This is a genomic window from Rhizobium terricola, from assembly GCF_012927355.1.
Taxonomy (GTDB): domain Bacteria; phylum Pseudomonadota; class Alphaproteobacteria; order Rhizobiales; family Rhizobiaceae; genus Allorhizobium; species Allorhizobium terricola.
The window spans coordinates 706,334-722,462 of record NZ_JABBGK010000001.1; the positions used below are offsets into that span (position 1 = coordinate 706,334).

General features: G+C 64.2%; 14 protein-coding genes and 1 other RNA gene. All 15 read left to right on the plus strand.

Going from position 1 to position 16,129, the window contains the following annotated elements:
* The first annotated feature begins 137 nt into the window (after window positions 1-137).
* The 15 genes from HHL25_RS03270 to ftsW all read left to right on the plus strand — a co-directional run bounded on the left by HHL25_RS03270 (window position 138) and on the right by ftsW (window position 16,125).
* A complete protein-coding gene (locus HHL25_RS03270) occupies window positions 138-875 on the plus strand; it encodes a J domain-containing protein (RefSeq protein ID WP_169587225.1) in 738 nt (245 codons plus the stop codon).
* Complete coding sequence (locus HHL25_RS03275; protein WP_169587228.1) at window positions 872-1,633, plus strand: N-acetylmuramoyl-L-alanine amidase; 762 nt, start codon at window positions 872-874, stop codon at window positions 1,631-1,633. The genes HHL25_RS03270 and HHL25_RS03275 overlap by 4 nt, the downstream gene beginning before the upstream one ends.
* A 309-nt stretch (window positions 1,634-1,942) precedes the next feature.
* Entirely contained in the window at window positions 1,943-2,425 is a 483-nt protein-coding gene (locus tag HHL25_RS03280; protein WP_390624490.1) for a lytic transglycosylase domain-containing protein, read from the plus strand.
* Between the two features lie 88 nt (window positions 2,426-2,513).
* On the plus strand, window positions 2,514-3,707 hold the full coding sequence (locus HHL25_RS03285) for an NAD(P)/FAD-dependent oxidoreductase (protein WP_169587231.1): 1,194 nt from the start codon (window positions 2,514-2,516) through the stop codon (window positions 3,705-3,707).
* A gap of 68 nt (window positions 3,708-3,775) precedes the next feature.
* Window positions 3,776-4,963 (plus strand): FAD-dependent oxidoreductase, encoded by a 1,188-nt coding sequence (locus HHL25_RS03290; RefSeq protein ID WP_169587233.1) that lies wholly within the window; start codon window positions 3,776-3,778, stop codon window positions 4,961-4,963.
* A gap of 82 nt (window positions 4,964-5,045) precedes the next feature.
* Window positions 5,046-5,444, plus strand: an RNA gene (rnpB, locus tag HHL25_RS03295) — RNase P RNA component class A.
* Window positions 5,445-5,864: 420 nt separating this feature from the next.
* Window positions 5,865-6,305, plus strand: coding sequence for a division/cell wall cluster transcriptional repressor MraZ (gene mraZ, locus HHL25_RS03300; RefSeq protein WP_169587235.1), 441 nt, complete (start codon window positions 5,865-5,867; stop codon window positions 6,303-6,305).
* A 14-nt stretch (window positions 6,306-6,319) separates the two neighbouring features.
* Window positions 6,320-7,345: a 16S rRNA (cytosine(1402)-N(4))-methyltransferase RsmH gene (gene rsmH / locus HHL25_RS03305; protein WP_169587237.1), complete on the plus strand. Its 1,026-nt coding sequence runs from the start codon at window positions 6,320-6,322 to the stop codon at window positions 7,343-7,345.
* A 3-nt stretch (window positions 7,346-7,348) separates the two neighbouring features.
* Window positions 7,349-7,723 (plus strand): cell division protein FtsL, encoded by a 375-nt coding sequence (gene ftsL / locus HHL25_RS03310; RefSeq protein WP_169587239.1) that lies wholly within the window; start codon window positions 7,349-7,351, stop codon window positions 7,721-7,723.
* Window positions 7,723-9,474, plus strand: coding sequence for a peptidoglycan D,D-transpeptidase FtsI family protein (locus HHL25_RS03315; protein ID WP_169587241.1), 1,752 nt, complete (start codon window positions 7,723-7,725; stop codon window positions 9,472-9,474). Before ftsL ends, HHL25_RS03315 begins: the two co-directional genes overlap by 1 nt.
* Before the next feature lie 62 nt (window positions 9,475-9,536).
* Window positions 9,537-10,997 carry a UDP-N-acetylmuramoyl-L-alanyl-D-glutamate--2,6-diaminopimelate ligase gene (locus HHL25_RS03320; RefSeq protein ID WP_169587243.1) on the plus strand — a complete coding sequence of 487 codons (1,461 nt, stop codon included), beginning with the start codon at window positions 9,537-9,539 and terminating at the stop codon, window positions 10,995-10,997.
* Entirely contained in the window at window positions 10,994-12,427 is a 1,434-nt protein-coding gene (locus tag HHL25_RS03325; RefSeq protein ID WP_169587245.1) for a UDP-N-acetylmuramoylalanyl-D-glutamyl-2,6-diaminopimelate--D-alanyl-D-alanine ligase, read from the plus strand. Before HHL25_RS03320 ends, HHL25_RS03325 begins: the two co-directional genes overlap by 4 nt.
* A gap of 24 nt (window positions 12,428-12,451) precedes the next feature.
* Entirely contained in the window at window positions 12,452-13,552 is a 1,101-nt protein-coding gene (gene mraY / locus HHL25_RS03330) for a phospho-N-acetylmuramoyl-pentapeptide-transferase (RefSeq protein ID WP_169587247.1), read from the plus strand.
* A 7-nt stretch (window positions 13,553-13,559) separates the two neighbouring features.
* Window positions 13,560-14,969, plus strand: a complete 1,410-nt coding sequence (murD, locus tag HHL25_RS03335) for a UDP-N-acetylmuramoyl-L-alanine--D-glutamate ligase (protein ID WP_169587249.1) — start codon at window positions 13,560-13,562, stop codon at window positions 14,967-14,969.
* A gap of 1 nt (window position 14,970) precedes the next feature.
* The gene (gene ftsW / locus HHL25_RS03340) at window positions 14,971-16,125 is read left to right on the plus strand and encodes a putative lipid II flippase FtsW (protein WP_169587251.1); all 1,155 of its coding nucleotides are present in this window, start codon (window positions 14,971-14,973) and stop codon (window positions 16,123-16,125) included.
* The last annotated feature ends 4 nt before the right edge of the window (window positions 16,126-16,129 follow it).

Consider the following 16,129-nt stretch of genomic DNA (forward strand, 5'->3'; position numbering starts at 1 on the left):
CGGTTGCGAATAGTCCAATCAATCCCTGAGATACCGGCCTGCGGTTCAGCTTTTCGCAATCGAACGTGAATAAAGTTTAATGTGCCGCAGTCCCTGCTTCTCTTGCTTTTTCCGGCGTTTTTTGGTCAATCTCGCTCATGATCTTCGATTTCGCCTGCGAACAAATAGCATCGTTGTGGGACCGGCTGCTGGGCGCCATCGGCGATGCGGCGGGCAGCGTGCTGTCGGGCATGGTCGAGGCGGTGCGGACCGTCTTCGAAGGCGATCCGGAGACGCGCCGGCGCGTTTCCTTCTCCGTCGCCATCATTGCGCTGTCGGCGAAGATGGCCAAGGCCGACGGCATTGTCACGACGGCAGAGGTCGACGCCTTCCGCAGCATTTTCGATTTTCCCGAGGAAGAGGCGAAGAACGTCGCGCGGCTCTACAATCTGGCGCGCCAGGACGTCGCCGGCTACGAGGCCTATGCCGAGAAGCTCGCCAACATGTGCCGGACCTGTGACAACTTCTGCCCGGTCCTCGAGGACATCGTCGACGCGCTGTTTCACATCGCGACCGCCGACGGCCTGATCCACGAGAAGGAAATGGCCTTCCTGTCGCGCATCGCCGAGATCTTCGGCATGAGCGAGGAGCGGTTCGAGATGATCGTCGAGCGGCATGTCCAGCTCGACGGCGATCCCTACGGCGTGCTCGGGGTCAAGCGTTCCGACGATTTCGCGACGATCCGCAAGCGGTATCGGGCGCTGGCGGCGGAGCATCATCCGGACCGGCTGCATGCCCGCGGCGTGCCGACGGAATTCCATGCCGTGGCGCATCACCGCATGGCCAAGCTGAATGCCGCCTATTCGGCGATCGAGAAAGAACGCCGCGCCGCATGACTTCGTTCATCGCCGATTTTCCCGGCGCCATCGTGATGCCTTCCCCCAACCACGGCGAACGTGCGGGCGGCATTCGTCCGGACATGATCATCCTGCATTATACCGGCATGCCCGAGCATGACGGTGCGCTGTCGTGGCTGTGCAATCCCGAGAGCCAGGTATCGAGCCACTATTTCGTTCACGAGGATGGACGCGTGGTGCAGATGGTGCCGGAGACGCGTCGAGCCTGGCATGCGGGCCGCAGCTTCTGGGCCGGCGAAACCGACATCAATTCGCGTTCGATCGGCATCGAGATCGCCAATGCCGGGCATCCGGCGGGCTTGCCGGACTTTCCGGACGCGCAGATCGCCGCCGTCATCGAATTGTGTCTCGATTGCGGCCGCAGGCTCGGAATCGCCCCTGAACGGGTCCTGGCGCACTCCGATGTGGCGCCGGTTCGCAAGGTCGATCCGGGTGAAAATTTCCCCTGGGGACATCTTCATGCCGCGGGCGTCGGACACTGGGTCGAGCCGGTGCCGGTCTCGGGCGGGCGCTTTTTCCAGAAGGGCGATCACGGCCAGCCGGTCGAGGCTCTGCAATCGATGTTGTCGCTCTACGGCTACGATGTTGAAATTTCCGGCGAATATTCCGACAAGACGGAAGGCGCGGTCGCCGCTTTCCAGCGCCATTTCCGGCCCGAACGGGTCGACGGGATCGCGGACATGTCGACGATCGAGACCCTGCACAGACTGCTGTCTTCGCTGCCGCGCTACGCCTGAAATGTCGTCGCCAGGCGCTGCGTTTTTGACGCCGCCTTGAACGCGCGAACGGCCAATTTGTTGCACCGCCACACGAATTCCCCATTTCGTCGTTCTAAAGGACGGGCTGAACGGCGACGCGGGCTCACCACTTTTGCGGAACGCGATCGCGAATATCAACGATGAGGGCCTGTGCGGCGCCTTGCCTTAGCGGCAAGGCGAACGAGGAAGATTTGCGTCCGACAGGAAGGACGACCGCCAGCCCCTCTGGTTCGGAGACTTACCTTTCACATGATGAGAAGAACTGTTGCTGCTGCGGCATGCCTCGCTATGCTTTTGTCCACGTCGGTCTCGGCTCTTGCCGGCGACGGCGAATCCAGCTTCAAGGTGCCCCTGAAGACCGTGAAGCGCGATGCGGGTTTCCCGGCTCCGTCCTTCTCCAAGAGCCCCTATTCGGGCCTGATCTCCAAATACGCGAGTACCTACGGTGTTCCGGTCGCTCTCGCCCATGCGGTGGTGCGCGTTGAGAGCAACTTCAACCCGAAGGCCCGCGGCAGCGCCGGTGAGATCGGCCTGATGCAGATCAAGCCGGCGACGGCACGGATGATGGGCTATTCCGGTTCGGCCAAGGGCCTCTACGATCCCGAAACGAATATCCGCTACGGCATGAAGTATCTGGCGGCTGCCCACGAACTCGGCGACGGACAGACCTGCTCGACGATCCTCAAATACAATGCCGGCCATGGTGCCAAGCGCATGAACCCGGTTTCCAAGCGCTATTGCGGCAAGGTCCTGGCGCTGATCGCCTCCTGACGGGTCTCCCGGCGGGGGGCGCGACACCGGGCCGCGTGCAAGCGCCCGGTTGCCATGATATCCAGACGCCCGAGAATCGAGGGCAGGCATGGCAGCGGATTTTGAGTATATCGTCATCGGTCGAGGCATGATGGGGGCGGCGGCGGCCCGCCACCTCACGCTCGAGGGCAAGCGGGTCGGGCTGATCGGACCCGACGAGCCGGCAGACAGGGTCGCCCACCAGGGTGTCTTCGCAAGCCATTACGACGAGGCGCGGATTACCCGGACCTTTGACGACAACATGGTCTGGAGCCAGCTCGCATCGCGTTCGATCGAACGCTATGCGGCACTCGAAGGCGAAAGCGGCATCTCCTTCTTCACCGAGGCCGGCTGCCTGTTTTCCACGCTACGCCCGGGCGCCGAAGGTTACATGGCGCGCGCCGTCGCGGTCTCGGACAGGCGGGGCCTCGACGTCGAAGTGATCGCACCGGAGGCACTGCCGGCCCGGTTTCCGCATATGCGTTTCCCCAAGGACCACTACGGCTACTACGAAAAGCGCAATGCCGGCCACGTCAACCCGCGTGCGCTGGTGAAGGCGCAGGCGTTGATGGCCGAGCGTCAGGGTGCTGCGATCATTGCCGAGACGGCCGTCTCCGTCATGGAGGCTGACGGGCGGGTCGAAGTCCGGACCGCCGAGGGGCGTTGCCACACGGCCGCGCGGGTCCTCGTCGCCGCCGGCGGCTTCACCAATATCTGCTCGCTCCTGCCCGCGCCCGTCGACATGCGGGCGACGGCGCGCACGATCGTCTTCTTCGAACTCGACGCGGCCCGCCAGGCGATTTTTTCGGCGATGCCGTCGACGGTGGTCTTTGCCGAGCGTGACGAGGATCTCGTCTACATCCTGCCGCCGGTGCGTTATCCGGACGGCAAGACCTATCTCAAGATCGGCGGCGATAGCGAGAAGGCAGCCTTCGACGCGCTCGGTGCGATCGGCGACTGGTTCCGCTCCGACGGCGACCTCGACGAGGCCGCCAAGCTTCAGCGGATCGCAGTGTCGCTGATGCCGGACCTTGACGGCGTTCCGACCACCAGCGGGGCCTGCATCGCCTCCTTCACCCGGACCACCTATCCCTATGTCGGCTTCACCCGCTCTCCCAATGTTGCGGTGCTGACCGGCGGCAACTTCGTCGCGGCGAAGTGTTCGGACGAACTCGGGCGACTGGGTGCGCGCCTGCTGGTGGACGGCGGCCTGTCGGACGGCGATTTCGCCGCGGAACTGGCGCCGCAGTACCTCTCGTCCTGATTCCGCACTTGCCGGCAAGGCCTTGATCGGGAATCGCTATTGCCGAGCGCTTCGACGGGGAAAACGGCATGGCCGAGACTTTCAGATACATCATCATCGGCCGCGGCATGATGGGTGCTGCGGCGGCGCGCCATCTGGCCGCGGTCACCGACGGCGTGGCCCTGATCGGCCCGGACGAGCCGAAGGATCCGGCCGGCCACGAGGGCGTTTTCGCCAGCCATTATGACGAGGCGCGGATCACCCGGACGATAGATCCCGATCCGGTCTGGGCGCTGCTGGCGAAGCGCTCGATCGCGCGTTATCCGCAGATCGCCGCAGAGAGTGGCGTCGAGTTTTTCCACGAGGCGGGCTGCCTGATGGTCGGGCCCGAGCGGGGCGGGCGCGATCCTTACGTGGCGAACATCTGCGCGGCGGCCGAGCGGGTCGGGGCACGGACCGAGATCCTCGCCGCGGATGGTCTGGCGGCACGGTTCCCGTATTTCAGCTTCGGCACGACCTGCGAAGGCGTCTTCGAGGCAGCCGATGCGGGCTATGTCAATCCGCGCCGGCTGGTCGAGGCGCAGTCGATCCTGGCGAAGAAGGTGGGTGCGATGCTCATCCCGGAGACCGCGGTCACCGTTCGCGAGGCGTCGGGCGGTGCCGTCGTCACGACGGCCGAGGGTCGCGAGTTCAGGGCGGACAAGGTGCTGGTTGCCGCGGGCGGTTTTTCCATTGCGGAGAATCTCTTGCCGCGGCCGGTTGATCTGAAGGTTTATGCCCGCACCGTCGCCTTCTTCGAGATCCCCGACGCCGATCTCGGCCGCTTCGGCGGAATGCCGTCGCTCATCCATCAGCCCGACGATCCGGCGGATCACATCTACCTGCTTCCGCCGGTCCGCTATCCCGACGGCAAGACCTACCTGAAGATCGGCGGCGACCCCGACGACCTGCTGCTGCCGAGCGAGCCGGAGGTCCGTTCATGGTTCCGCAGCGGCGGCCGGGTCAGCACCCGCGACCATCTGTGGCGGATCGTCGAAGGACTGGTCCCGGACCTCGCCGGCACGGCTCCCACGATGGCCGCCTGCGTCACCTCGTTCACGCCGGGCAACTATCCGGCGATCGGCGCGGTCAGTAATTGCATTTCGGTTCTGACCGGTGGCTGTGGCGCGGCGGCGAAGAGTTCCGACGAAATCGGTCGGCTCGGTGCGGAATTGCTGATCGAGGGGCGGATCCTGGACGAGACCTATGGGGCGGTTTTTGCCCCTTCCTTCCGCTGACTGTTCACCATCCGGGGACGACGTCCGGTCGGGTGGTCGTTTTTGGTGGCTTTCGCCGATCCGCTCGTTTAAGGACGCGGTGCCAGTTGGCCGGGCAGCCGCGCTCTACCAATGCCGAAAGGCGGTAGGGTGAGGAAAGTCCGGGCTCCACGGAGACACGGTGCCGGATAACGTCCGGCGGGGGCGACCTCAGGGAAAGTGCCACAGAAAGCAAACCGCCCTGCATGCAGGGTAAGGGTGAAAGGGTGGGGTAAGAGCCCACCGCGTCGCTGGCAACAGGGACGGCACGGTAAACCCCACCGGGAGCAAGACCGAATAGGGATGACGCGGGTGTCGCGCAAGCGGTGCCACAGCCTGTTTCCGGGCCAGTCATCCGGGTGGGTTGCGTGAGGCAGCGTGCAAACGCTGTCCCAGATGAATGGCTGCCACGTTCCGGGAAACCGGAGCCATACAGAACCCGGCTTACAGGCCAACTGGCGATTTTCCCCGACCTTCGACGAGAGCTGATCGGCGCGATTCAGCCGACGAATCCAACATGCTGAAAAACTGCGTGAAATTCTGTTTCCGGGAGTCCAGCCTCGGTCAAGCTACAGGGTGAAAAAGCGCTGCTGAGACAGGCGTTTCTAACCATTTGTTAAGCTTAACCGCTTATCAATATTTGAATCCCGAAGGGGTGTGCAGAAGCCTCTGTCCCATTGACGCCCATGTAGTCCCATGTTATCCCATAATCGTACCGTTGAGGGGCCGATCGAGGCTCCGGAAATCACAGTCGGAAGCGGATCGGTCGCAGCGAAACATGCGACGGTTCCGGAGCTTTTCGAGGGTGCTGCGGTTCGGTTGATTTCCAGTTTCCGGGGGCGGGGTTTCCGCTCTCCGTCAGAAAGGGGCGCGGTTGGTTGGCGTGAACCGCTTCCTGTCCAATGCGACAAACAGGATCGATGCGAAGGGGCGGGTTTCCGTGCCGGCGGCCTTTCGTTCCGTGCTTGCGCAGCGGGATATTCAGGAGCTCTACTGCATTCAGGACTTCGTGTTTCCGGCGATCACCATCGGCGGGCCCGATCTCTTGGAGCGCTACGAGAGGCAGATTTCAGCCGGAGATCCTTTCGCGATCGACGGGAACGAGATGTCGCTGCTGGTTCATGGTGGGGGCGTCTTCATGAAACTCGACGCCGAAGGGCGTCTGATGGTCACGGATTTCATTCGGGACTTCACCGGGATTTCGACGGAGGTCTGCTTCGTCGGGCGTTCGGATCATTTTCAGCTTTGGCAGCCGCAGGCCTTTCACGAGGCGCAGGCGGCGGCGAGGGAAGGGCGCAGGCTGCGAGGACTGCAACCTTCATAAGACGGGGAAACGGAATGGCGGCGAATCCAGGCGGAGGTTCAACTGAAGCCGATGGCGGACCGGTTCGTCACATTCCGGTCCTCCTGTCCGAGGTGGTCGAGGCTTTGGAGCCCCGGTCCGGCAAGGTGATCCTGGACGGCACCTTTGGTGCGGGCGGCTATACGTCCGCCATTCTTGGCGCCGGCGCCGAGGTGATCGCGCTCGACCGTGATCCGACGGCGATTGCTGCCGGTCAGGCGCTCGTTGATGCGAGCGGTGGTCGGCTCAAGCTTCATCATACGCAGTTTTCGCATCTGGCCGATTTTGCCCCTGAAGGTGGCCTGGACGGTGTCGTGCTCGACATCGGCGTCTCGTCGATGCAGATCGACGAGGCCGATCGCGGCTTTTCCTTCCAGAGGAACGGCCCGCTCGACATGCGCATGTCGGCTTCAGGCGTATCGGCGGCCGATGTGGTCAATCGCGCCAAGGTCGGTGACCTGATCCGCATCTTCGGCTTTCTCGGTGAGGAAAAGCAGGCGGGCCGCATCGCGCGGGCAATCGAGAAGCAGCGCGCCAAGGAACCGTTCCGCACGACGCGCGATCTTGCCGGCCTCATCGAAGTCGTCACCCCGCGCAAGGCCAAGGACAAGATCCATCCGGCGACCCGCGTCTTTCAGGCGCTTCGCATCTTCGTCAACGACGAACTCGGCGAGCTCGCCCAGGCGCTCTTTGCCGCCGAGCGTGCGCTGAAGCCGGGCGGGCGGCTGGTCGTGGTCACCTTCCATTCGCTGGAAGACCGCATCGTCAAGAAGTTCTTCTCCGAGCGCTCCGGCAAGGCTTCGGGCTCGCGCCACCTGCCGATGGCGGTGACGCGCCCGGCAACCTTCGAGCCGATCGGCAAGGGCATGGTTGCGGCAAGCGAAGCCGAGGCGGAGGTCAATCCGCGCGCCCGCTCCGCCAAGCTCAGAGCCGGGCTGCGCACGGATGCGCCGGCGGAAAAGGCCGATATGTCGATCTTCGACCTTCCGGATCTCGCCAGCCTTGAGAAGATCGGAGTCTGACCGATGCTGAGAACCATCGACATCATCATGATCGGTGCCATGGCGGCGGCGGCGGCCGTCACCTACCAGATCAAGCATCACACCGACAACAAGCTGGAAGAGGTTCGCCGTATCGAGGCCGAGATCAAGCTTGAGAAGGACACGATCGAGCTGCTCAGGGCGGACTGGGCGCTGCTCACCCAGCCGAACCGCCTGGAGCGGCTCACCAAGGTCTATGCGGCGGAGCTGAAGCTCGAGCCGACGGCGCCGGAACAGCTGGCGCGCCCGGTCGAACTGCCCATGCCCAAGGACCAGGTGCCGAAGCCCGAAGTGGCCGAAGGTGAAAAGTCGAAGGATCCGGTTTCGGATCTCATCACAACCGGATCGGTGAAACCCTGATGACGTTTCTCTCACGAATCATGTTGTTGAAGAGCCGGGCGCATTTTTCGACCGACGTGCAGCGCGGCGGAACGACCATGAACGGCGTAGCGTTCAAGGGGACCGGCAAGCGCAAGACCGAAATGGCGCGCCGGCGTGTCGGCCTGATGATCGCCGGCTTCACCGCCGTCTATGCCGTCATCGGCGGTCGTCTCGTCCAGTACGGCTATGCCCAGCCGGAGGTGACGTCGAGCATCCTGCCCGCCGACCGTCTGATGGCGTCGCGTCCGGATATCCTCGACCGCAACGGCGAGGTACTGGCGACCGACATCCGTACCGTGTCCCTGTTTGCCGAGCCTCACAAGATCGTCGATCCGGATGAAGCGGTCGAGAAGCTCGCGACGGTGCTGACCGATCTCGACATCAAGGGCACCTACAAGAAGCTTTCCAATCCGCAGTCGCATTTCCAGTGGCTGCGCCGCCAGCTGACGCCGAAGCAGCAGAGCCAGATCCTGGCACTCGGCATCCCGGGCATCGGCTTCCGTCCGGAGAAGCGACGCTTCTATCCGGGCGGCTCGACCGCGTCGCATATCGTCGGTTACGTCAATATCGACAACCACGGCATGAGCGGGATGGAGAAGTATATCGACAACCAGGGGCTGGCCGATCTCCGCGACCTCGGTATGACGAGCGACGGGCCGCTCGAACCGGTCAAGCTGTCGATCGATCTCCGCGTGCAGAACATTCTTCACGACGTGGTTTCCGAGGCGATCACGAAGTTCGAGGCGCTGGGTGCCGGTGGCGTGGTCCTCGACACCCATACCGGCGAAGTTCTCGCCATGGTGTCGATGCCGGATTTCGATCCGAACAATCCGGCCGCCAGCGCCCAGGAAGGCTGGCTCAACCGCATGTCGAACGGCACGTTCGAAATGGGTTCGACCTTCAAGTCCTTCACGCTGGCCATGGGGCTCGACGAGGGCAAGGTGACGCTCAACGATACGGTCGATGCGCGCTATCCCATCCGTATCGGCGGCTTCACCATCCAGGACTTCCACGGCAAGCACCGGGTGCTGACTGTGCCGGAAATCTTCCAGTACTCCTCCAACATCGGCACCGCGAAGATCGCCGACATGGTGGGAACGGAAGCGCACAAGGCGTTTCTGGCGAAGCTCGGCCTGACGACGCGCATGAAGACGGAACTGCCTGAGGTCGCCATGCCCAGCCAGCCGCGCGAATGGAAGAAGATCAGCTCCATCACCATCTCTTTCGGCCACGGCGTCTCCACCACGCCGCTGCAGACCGCGGTCGCGGGCGTCGCGCTGGTCAATGGCGGCAAGCTCGTGCCCCCGACATTCCTGCCGCGGACGCAGGAAGAGGCGGATCAGGTCGCGACCCAGGTCATCCAGCCGTCGACCAGCAAGGACATGCGCTATCTCTTCCTGGTGAACGGGGTGAAGGGCTCCGGCAGGAACGCACGTGTCGACGGCTTCAACGTCGGCGGCAAGACCGGTACGGCCGACAAGGTGGTCAACGGCCGCTATGTCGGCGACAAGAACTTCAACGCCTTTCTTGCCGCGTTCCCGATCGACAATCCCCGCTATGTCGTCCTGACCGTCATCGACGAGCCGAAGACGGACAAGGGCAACGGTGCGGCACTTGCCGGTACCTCGGCCGCTCCGATGGCCGGCGACGTCATCCGCAGAAGCGCCGCAATTCTCGGTGTAGAACCGAAATTCGGGGAAGACGGTTCTGCCTTGCTCGTCTCTTATTAAAGCAAACCTCAATTCAGGAGGCGATTCGCCGTAGTCGCCTCCCAGCAGTGGACGAATGAACGATGTTGGTGCGGGATCTGGCGGGCGTTGAGTTTCAGGAGCAGGTGGGCAGGGCCGGGGAGACGGTCGGCGCCATCGAGATCTCCGGTCTTTCCGCCGACAGCCGCAAGATCGTGCCCGGCATGATGTTCGTCGCCCTGTCCGGCTCCAAGGCCGACGGTGCCGCCTTCGTTGCCGACGCCGTCGGTCGCGGCGCCGCAGTGGTGGTGGCCAGCCATTCGGTCGAGGCGTCCGTACCGGTGATCGTCGTCGACAATCCGCGCCGCTTCCTTGCACTTGCCTCCGCCAATTTCCACGGCCGCCAGCCCGCGACGATGGTTGCCGTGACCGGCACCGCCGGCAAGACATCGGTTGCCTCCTTCACACGGCAGATCTGGGCGCATGCCGGCCTCTTGGCAGCGCAGATCGGTACCACCGGCGTCGTGTCGCCGACGCGCAACGACTACGGGTCGCTGACCACGCCGGATCCGATCGCCCTTCATGCGCTGCTTGCCGAGCTTGCCGACGAGGGCGTGACCCATGCGGCTATGGAAGCCTCCAGCCACGGACTCGACCAGAGCCGCCTCGACGGCGTGAAGCTTTCAGCCGCCGCCTTCACCAATCTCGGCCGTGATCACATGGATTATCATCCGACGGTCGAAGACTACATGGCCGCCAAGATGCGGCTCTTCGATACGCTTCTGCCCAAGGGGTCCCCGGCCGTCATCTTCGCCGACGATGCCTGGTCGGCCGAGGCGATCCGCGTCGCCACCGAGTCCGGTCACGAGGTCCTGACGGTAGGTCGGCAGGGAACGTTCCTCGCGCTCAAACGGGTCGAGCATTTCCGCCACAAGCAGGTCGCCGAGGTCCATCACGACGGCGAGATCTACGAGGTGCATATTCCGCTCGCCGGCGATTTCCAGGTCGCCAATGCGCTGGTCGCCGCCGGTCTTGCAATCGCGACCGGTGTTCCGGCCGCCGTTGCGATGAAGGCGCTCGAAAAACTGGTCGGCGCGTCCGGCCGTCTCGAACTGGTCGGCCAGACCAGGGACGGCGCGCTCGCCTATGTCGACTACGCCCACAAGCCGGATGCGCTTGAAAACGTGCTGACATCGGTCCGGCCGTTTACCACCGGCCGCGTGATCACGGTGTTCGGTTGCGGCGGCGACCGCGACAAGGGCAAGCGCCCGATCATGGGCGAGATCGCCTGCCGGCTCGCCGATATCGTCATCGTCACCGACGACAATCCTCGCTCGGAGGTGCCGGCGGTGATCCGCTCGGAAATCATGGCGGCGGCGCCGAAGGGCATCGAGATCGGCGACCGGGCGCAGGCGATCCGCGCCGGTGTGGCGATGCTCGCCGCCGGCGACACGCTGATCGTTGCAGGCAAGGGGCATGAGGAGGGCCAGACGGTCGGCGAGGTGACGCTGCCGTTCTCGGATCATGCCGAATTGCGCAAGGCATTGGAGGAGTTTGCACATTGACCTTTCTTTGGACGTCGCGGGAGATGATCGAAGCCATGTCGGGCCGCCCCTTCGGGGCGCTGCCCGAGGGCATCACAGGCATATCCATCGACAGCCGGACGATCACGCAGGGCGAAGCCTTCTTCGCGATCAAGGGTGATCGGGTCGATGGCCACGACTTTGCGAGCCTGGCGATCGCCAACGGCGCGTCGCTGCTGGTGGTGTCCGAAGCCAAGCTGCCCGCCCTCGGGCGTCTCACCGTGCCGATGATCGTCGTCGACGATGTGCTCGGCGCGCTGGAGAAACTCGGGATCGCCGCACGCGAGCGCAGCTCGGCCACTATCGTTGCCGTCACAGGTTCGGTCGGCAAGACCACGACGAAGGAGATGCTGCGGCTGGCGCTGTCGCCGTCCGGCAAGGTGCATGCCGCCGTCGCCTCGTTCAACAATCACTGGGGCGTGCCCCTGACGCTTGCCCGCATGCCGGTCGACACGCGCTACGGCGTCTTCGAGATCGGCATGAACCATCCGGGCGAGATCGGCCCGCTGTCGCGCATGGTGCGTCCGGACGTGGCGATCATCACCACGATCGCGCCGGCCCATCTCGGCAATTTCAAGAACCTAGAAGAAATCGCCGCGGCCAAGGCGGAAATCTTCGAAGGGATCGTGCCGGGCGGCGACGTCATCCTCAACCGCGACAACGGCCAGTACGAATTCCTCGAGCAGGCCGCGCTTGCCGCGGGGATCGAGAACATCCACAGCTTCGGGCAGCATGCCAAGGCCGAGTTCCGGCTGGCCGAGTTCGACGGTGCCGCAGAGCTGTCGACCGTGTGGTTCTGCCGTGATGACGACATCCGCGAAGTGGTCGTCGGGGCGCCCGGCCGGCACATCGCCGAAAATGCCATGGCCGTGCTTGCGGCTGTCTCGCTCGTCGGCGCCGACCTCGATGCGGCGATCGAGGCATTGGCGACGCTTTCGGCCGTCAAGGGTCGCGGTGCGCGTCATCGCCTGGCGATCTCGGGCGGCAGCTTCACGCTGATCGACGAAAGCTACAACGCCAATCCGGCTTCCATGCGTGCCGCGATCGCGGTCCTTGCCGCCGCCCAGCCGGAAGGGACGGGGCGCCGGATCGCGGTGCTCGGCGACATGCTGGAAATGGGCGAATTCTCGCCGAGCGTCCATGCCGAACTTTCCGGCCCGCTGCTTGCCGCCGGCATCGAACATGTCTGGCTCGCCGGTCCCGAAATGGCGGCACTGCGTGATTCCCTGCCCGACAGCGTGCAGGTCGAATACCGCCCGACCACCGCGGAACTGGCCGAATTTGCGGCAGATTCGGTGGCTGCGGGCGATGTCGTGATGGTCAAATCGTCTCTCGGGCTCGGTTTCGGCAAGATCGTGTCAGCTCTTCTTGACAAGTATCCGGCATTCCCTGACACGGGGCGCCACAACTAAATCGGGCTTTTGGAAAGGGCTCCCATGCTGATCTGGCTTGTGGAACTGGCGGACCACTTTCAATTCTTCAACCTCTTCCGTTACATCACGTTCCGCACGGGGGCCGCGCTGCTGACCTCGGCACTGGTCGTCTTCCTGTTCGGGCCGGCGATGATCACATCGCTGCGCGTACGCCAGGGCAAGGGCCAGCCGATCCGCGCCGACGGCCCGCAGACCCATTTCAAGAAAGCCGGTACGCCGACCATGGGCGGGCTGATGATCCTCGCCGGCATCGTCGTGTCGTCGCTGCTCTGGGCCGACCTTTCCAGCGTCTACGTGGTCTCGACGTTGCTCGTCACCCTCGGTTTTGGCGCGATCGGCTTCTATGACGACTACCTCAAGGTGACGAAGCAGACGGAGAAGGGCTTTTCCGGCAAGGCGCGCCTCGGCATCGAATTCGTGATCGCCGGCATCGCCGTCTATTTCATGATGCACACGGCGCTGACGTCCGGTCCGCAGGGCTCCACCTTCGGCTCGTCGATCGCCTTTCCGTTCCTCAAGGACTTCAGCATCGACCTCGGCCTGTTCTTCGTCGTGTTCGGCGGTTTCGTCATCGTCTCGGCCGGCAATGCGGTCAACCTGACCGACGGCCTCGACGGTCTCGCCATCGTGCCGGTGATGATCGCGGCCGCCTCGTTCGGCATCATCGCCTACCTGGCCGGTAACGCCGTGTTCTCGAACTATCTGCAGATCAACTTCGTGCCCGGAACCGGCGAGCTCGCCGTCGTCCTCGGGGCTGTGATCGGCGCCGGCCTCGGCTTCCTGTGGTTCAACGCGCCGCCGGCGGCGATCTTCATGGGCGACACCGGCTCGCTCGCGCTCGGCGGCCTGATCGGCTCGGTTGCTGTCGCCACCAAGCACGAGATCGTCATGGCGATCATCGGCGGCCTGTTCGTGATGGAAACGCTTTCCGTCATCATCCAGGTCGGCTACTTCAAGATGACCGGCCGGCGCGTCTTCCTGATGGCGCCGATCCATCACCATTTCGAAAAGCTCGGTTGGACCGAGAGCCAGGTGGTGATCCGCTTCTGGATCATCGCCGTCGGTCTCGCCATGCTCGGCCTTTCGACGCTCAAGCTGCGGTGAGGGCGAGATGATCCCGGCCACCACCTTCAAGGCAAAGAAGGTCGCTCTTTTCGGATTGGGCGGGTCAGGCCTTGCCACGGTCCGTTCGCTGGTTGCGGGCGGCGCGGAGGTGTTCGCCTGGGACGACAATCCCGACAGCGTCGCCAAGGCGAGTGCCGAAGGCATCACCACGGCCGACCTCCGCGCGATCGACTGGAAGAGCGTTTCGACGCTTGTCCTCTCGCCGGGCGTGCCGCTGACCCATCCGAAGCCGCACTGGTCCGTCGACCTTGCGCGGGCCGAGGGCGTCGAGGTGATCGGCGACGTCGAGATCTTCGTGCGCGAGCGCCGGGCGGCTGCGCCCAACTGCCCGTTCATCGCGATCACCGGTACCAACGGCAAGTCGACGACGACGGCGCTGATCGCCCATATCCTTGCCTCCTCGGGCCGCGACACGCAGCTCGGCGGCAATATCGGCCGCGCCGTGCTGACGCTCGATCCGCCGAAGGACTGCCGCTTCTTCGTGGTCGAGTGCTCGTCCTACCAGATCGATCTTGCGCCGACGCTCAACCCGACGGCGGGCATCCTGCTGAACGTGACGCCCGATCATCTCGACCGCCATGGGACCATCCAGCACTATGCGGACGTCAAGGAACGGCTGGTCGCCGGAAGCGGCACGGCCGTGGTCGGCATGGACGACAGCTATTGTGAATTGATCGCCGACCGCGTCGAGCGGGCCGGGACCAGGGTCGTGCGCATTTCCAAGCGCCAGCCGCTGGCCGATGGGTTCTATAACGACGGACACAGGATCATCGAGGCCCATGGCGGCGCGACATCGGTGCTTGCCGATCTGAACGGCATCCAGACGCTGCGCGGCAGCCACAACGCCCAGAATGCAGCTGCGGCCATCGCGGCATGCCTCGCGGTCGGCGTGACGCCCGACGAGGTGAGGGCGGGGCTTGCCTCGTTTGCCGGCCTGAAGCACCGCATGCAGCCGGTCGGCCGCCGCGGCAATGTCGTCTTCGTCAACGACAGCAAGGCGACCAATGCGGAGGCGGCTGCGCCTGCGCTGTCGAGCTACGACCGGATCTACTGGATCGCCGGCGGGCTTCCGAAGGAAGGCGGCATCTCCAGCCTCGGGCCGCTCTTTCCGCGCATTGCAAAGGCCTACCTGATCGGCGAGGCCGCGTCCGCCTTTGCCGCGACGCTCGGCAATGCGGTGCCTTACGAAATCTCCGGTACGCTCGCTCAGGCGGTCATCCATGCGGCGACAGATGCCGCGACTGAGAATAGTCCGGTTGCCGTGATGCTATCACCGGCTTGCGCAAGCTTCGACCAGTACAAGAACTTCGAGGTGCGCGGTGACGCCTTCGTCGGCCACGTTGCGGACCTTGATGGGGTGACGATGCTGGTCGACGTGCCAACAGGAGGCAAATGACATGGTAAGCCGCGTGGAGAGAGGCCCGGTCGCCGACTGGTTCTGGACGATCGATCGCCTGTTCATGATCACCTTCATCCTCCTGATGGGGATCGGTTTCATGCTCTCCTTCGCGGCATCGCCCGCGGTCGCCGAACGGCTCAACCTCGACAGCTTCCACTTCGTCAAGCGTCATGCGGCCTTCATGCTGCCGGCGCTCGGCGTGATGATCGGCCTGTCCTTCCTGTCGCCGCGCCAGGTTCGGCGCACCGCGATGGTCATCCTTGCCGTTTCGCTGCTGATGATGATCGCGGCGCTGTTCTTCGGCATCGAAGTGAAGGGCGCGCGGCGCTGGATCACGCTCGCGGGGATCTCCATCCAGCCGTCCGAATTCATGAAGCCCGCCTTCGTGGTCATCTGCGCCTGGCTGTTCGCCGAGCATGCGCGCCAGCCGGAAATCCCGGGCAATCTCTTCGCCATCATCCTGTTCGGCATCGTCGCCTCCCTGCTGATCGCGCAGCCCGACCTCGGGCAGACCATCCTCACCTCCGTCGTCTGGGGCGGCATGTTCTTCATGGCCGGCATGCCCTGGCTGTGGATCACGGTGCTCGGCGGTATCGGCATTGCCGGCGTGTTCGGCGCCTATGTGACGCTGCCGCACGTGGCGGGCCGTATCGACCGATTCCTGACCGGCGAAGGCGACACCTTCCAGGTCGACACCGCGCGTCAGGCGATCATCCGCGGGGACTGGTTCGGTCAGGGACCGGGTGAGGGCGTCGTCAAGCGGATCATTCCCGACAGCCACACCGACTTCATCTTCTCGGTCGCCGCCGAGGAATTCGGCATCATCTTCTGCATGGTGCTGGTCGCGATCTTCGCGTTTCTCGTGCTGCGCGGTCTCAATCACGCCTTCCGGGAACGCAACGACTTCAACCGTTTCGCCGTCGCTGGCCTCGTCCTGCAGATCGGCGTGCAGTCGATGATCAACATCGGCGTCAATCTCGAACTGCTGCCGGCGAAGGGCATGACCCTGCCGCTGATCTCCTACGGCGGTTCGTCGATGATCGCGATCTGCGTGACGGCGGGATTCATTCTGGCGCTGACGCGTCGTCGCCCGGAGAAACGCGCGCAGGAGCGCAGACTGTTTCGCGCCGCCCACGGCGTTCCGGCGGAGTAAGCCA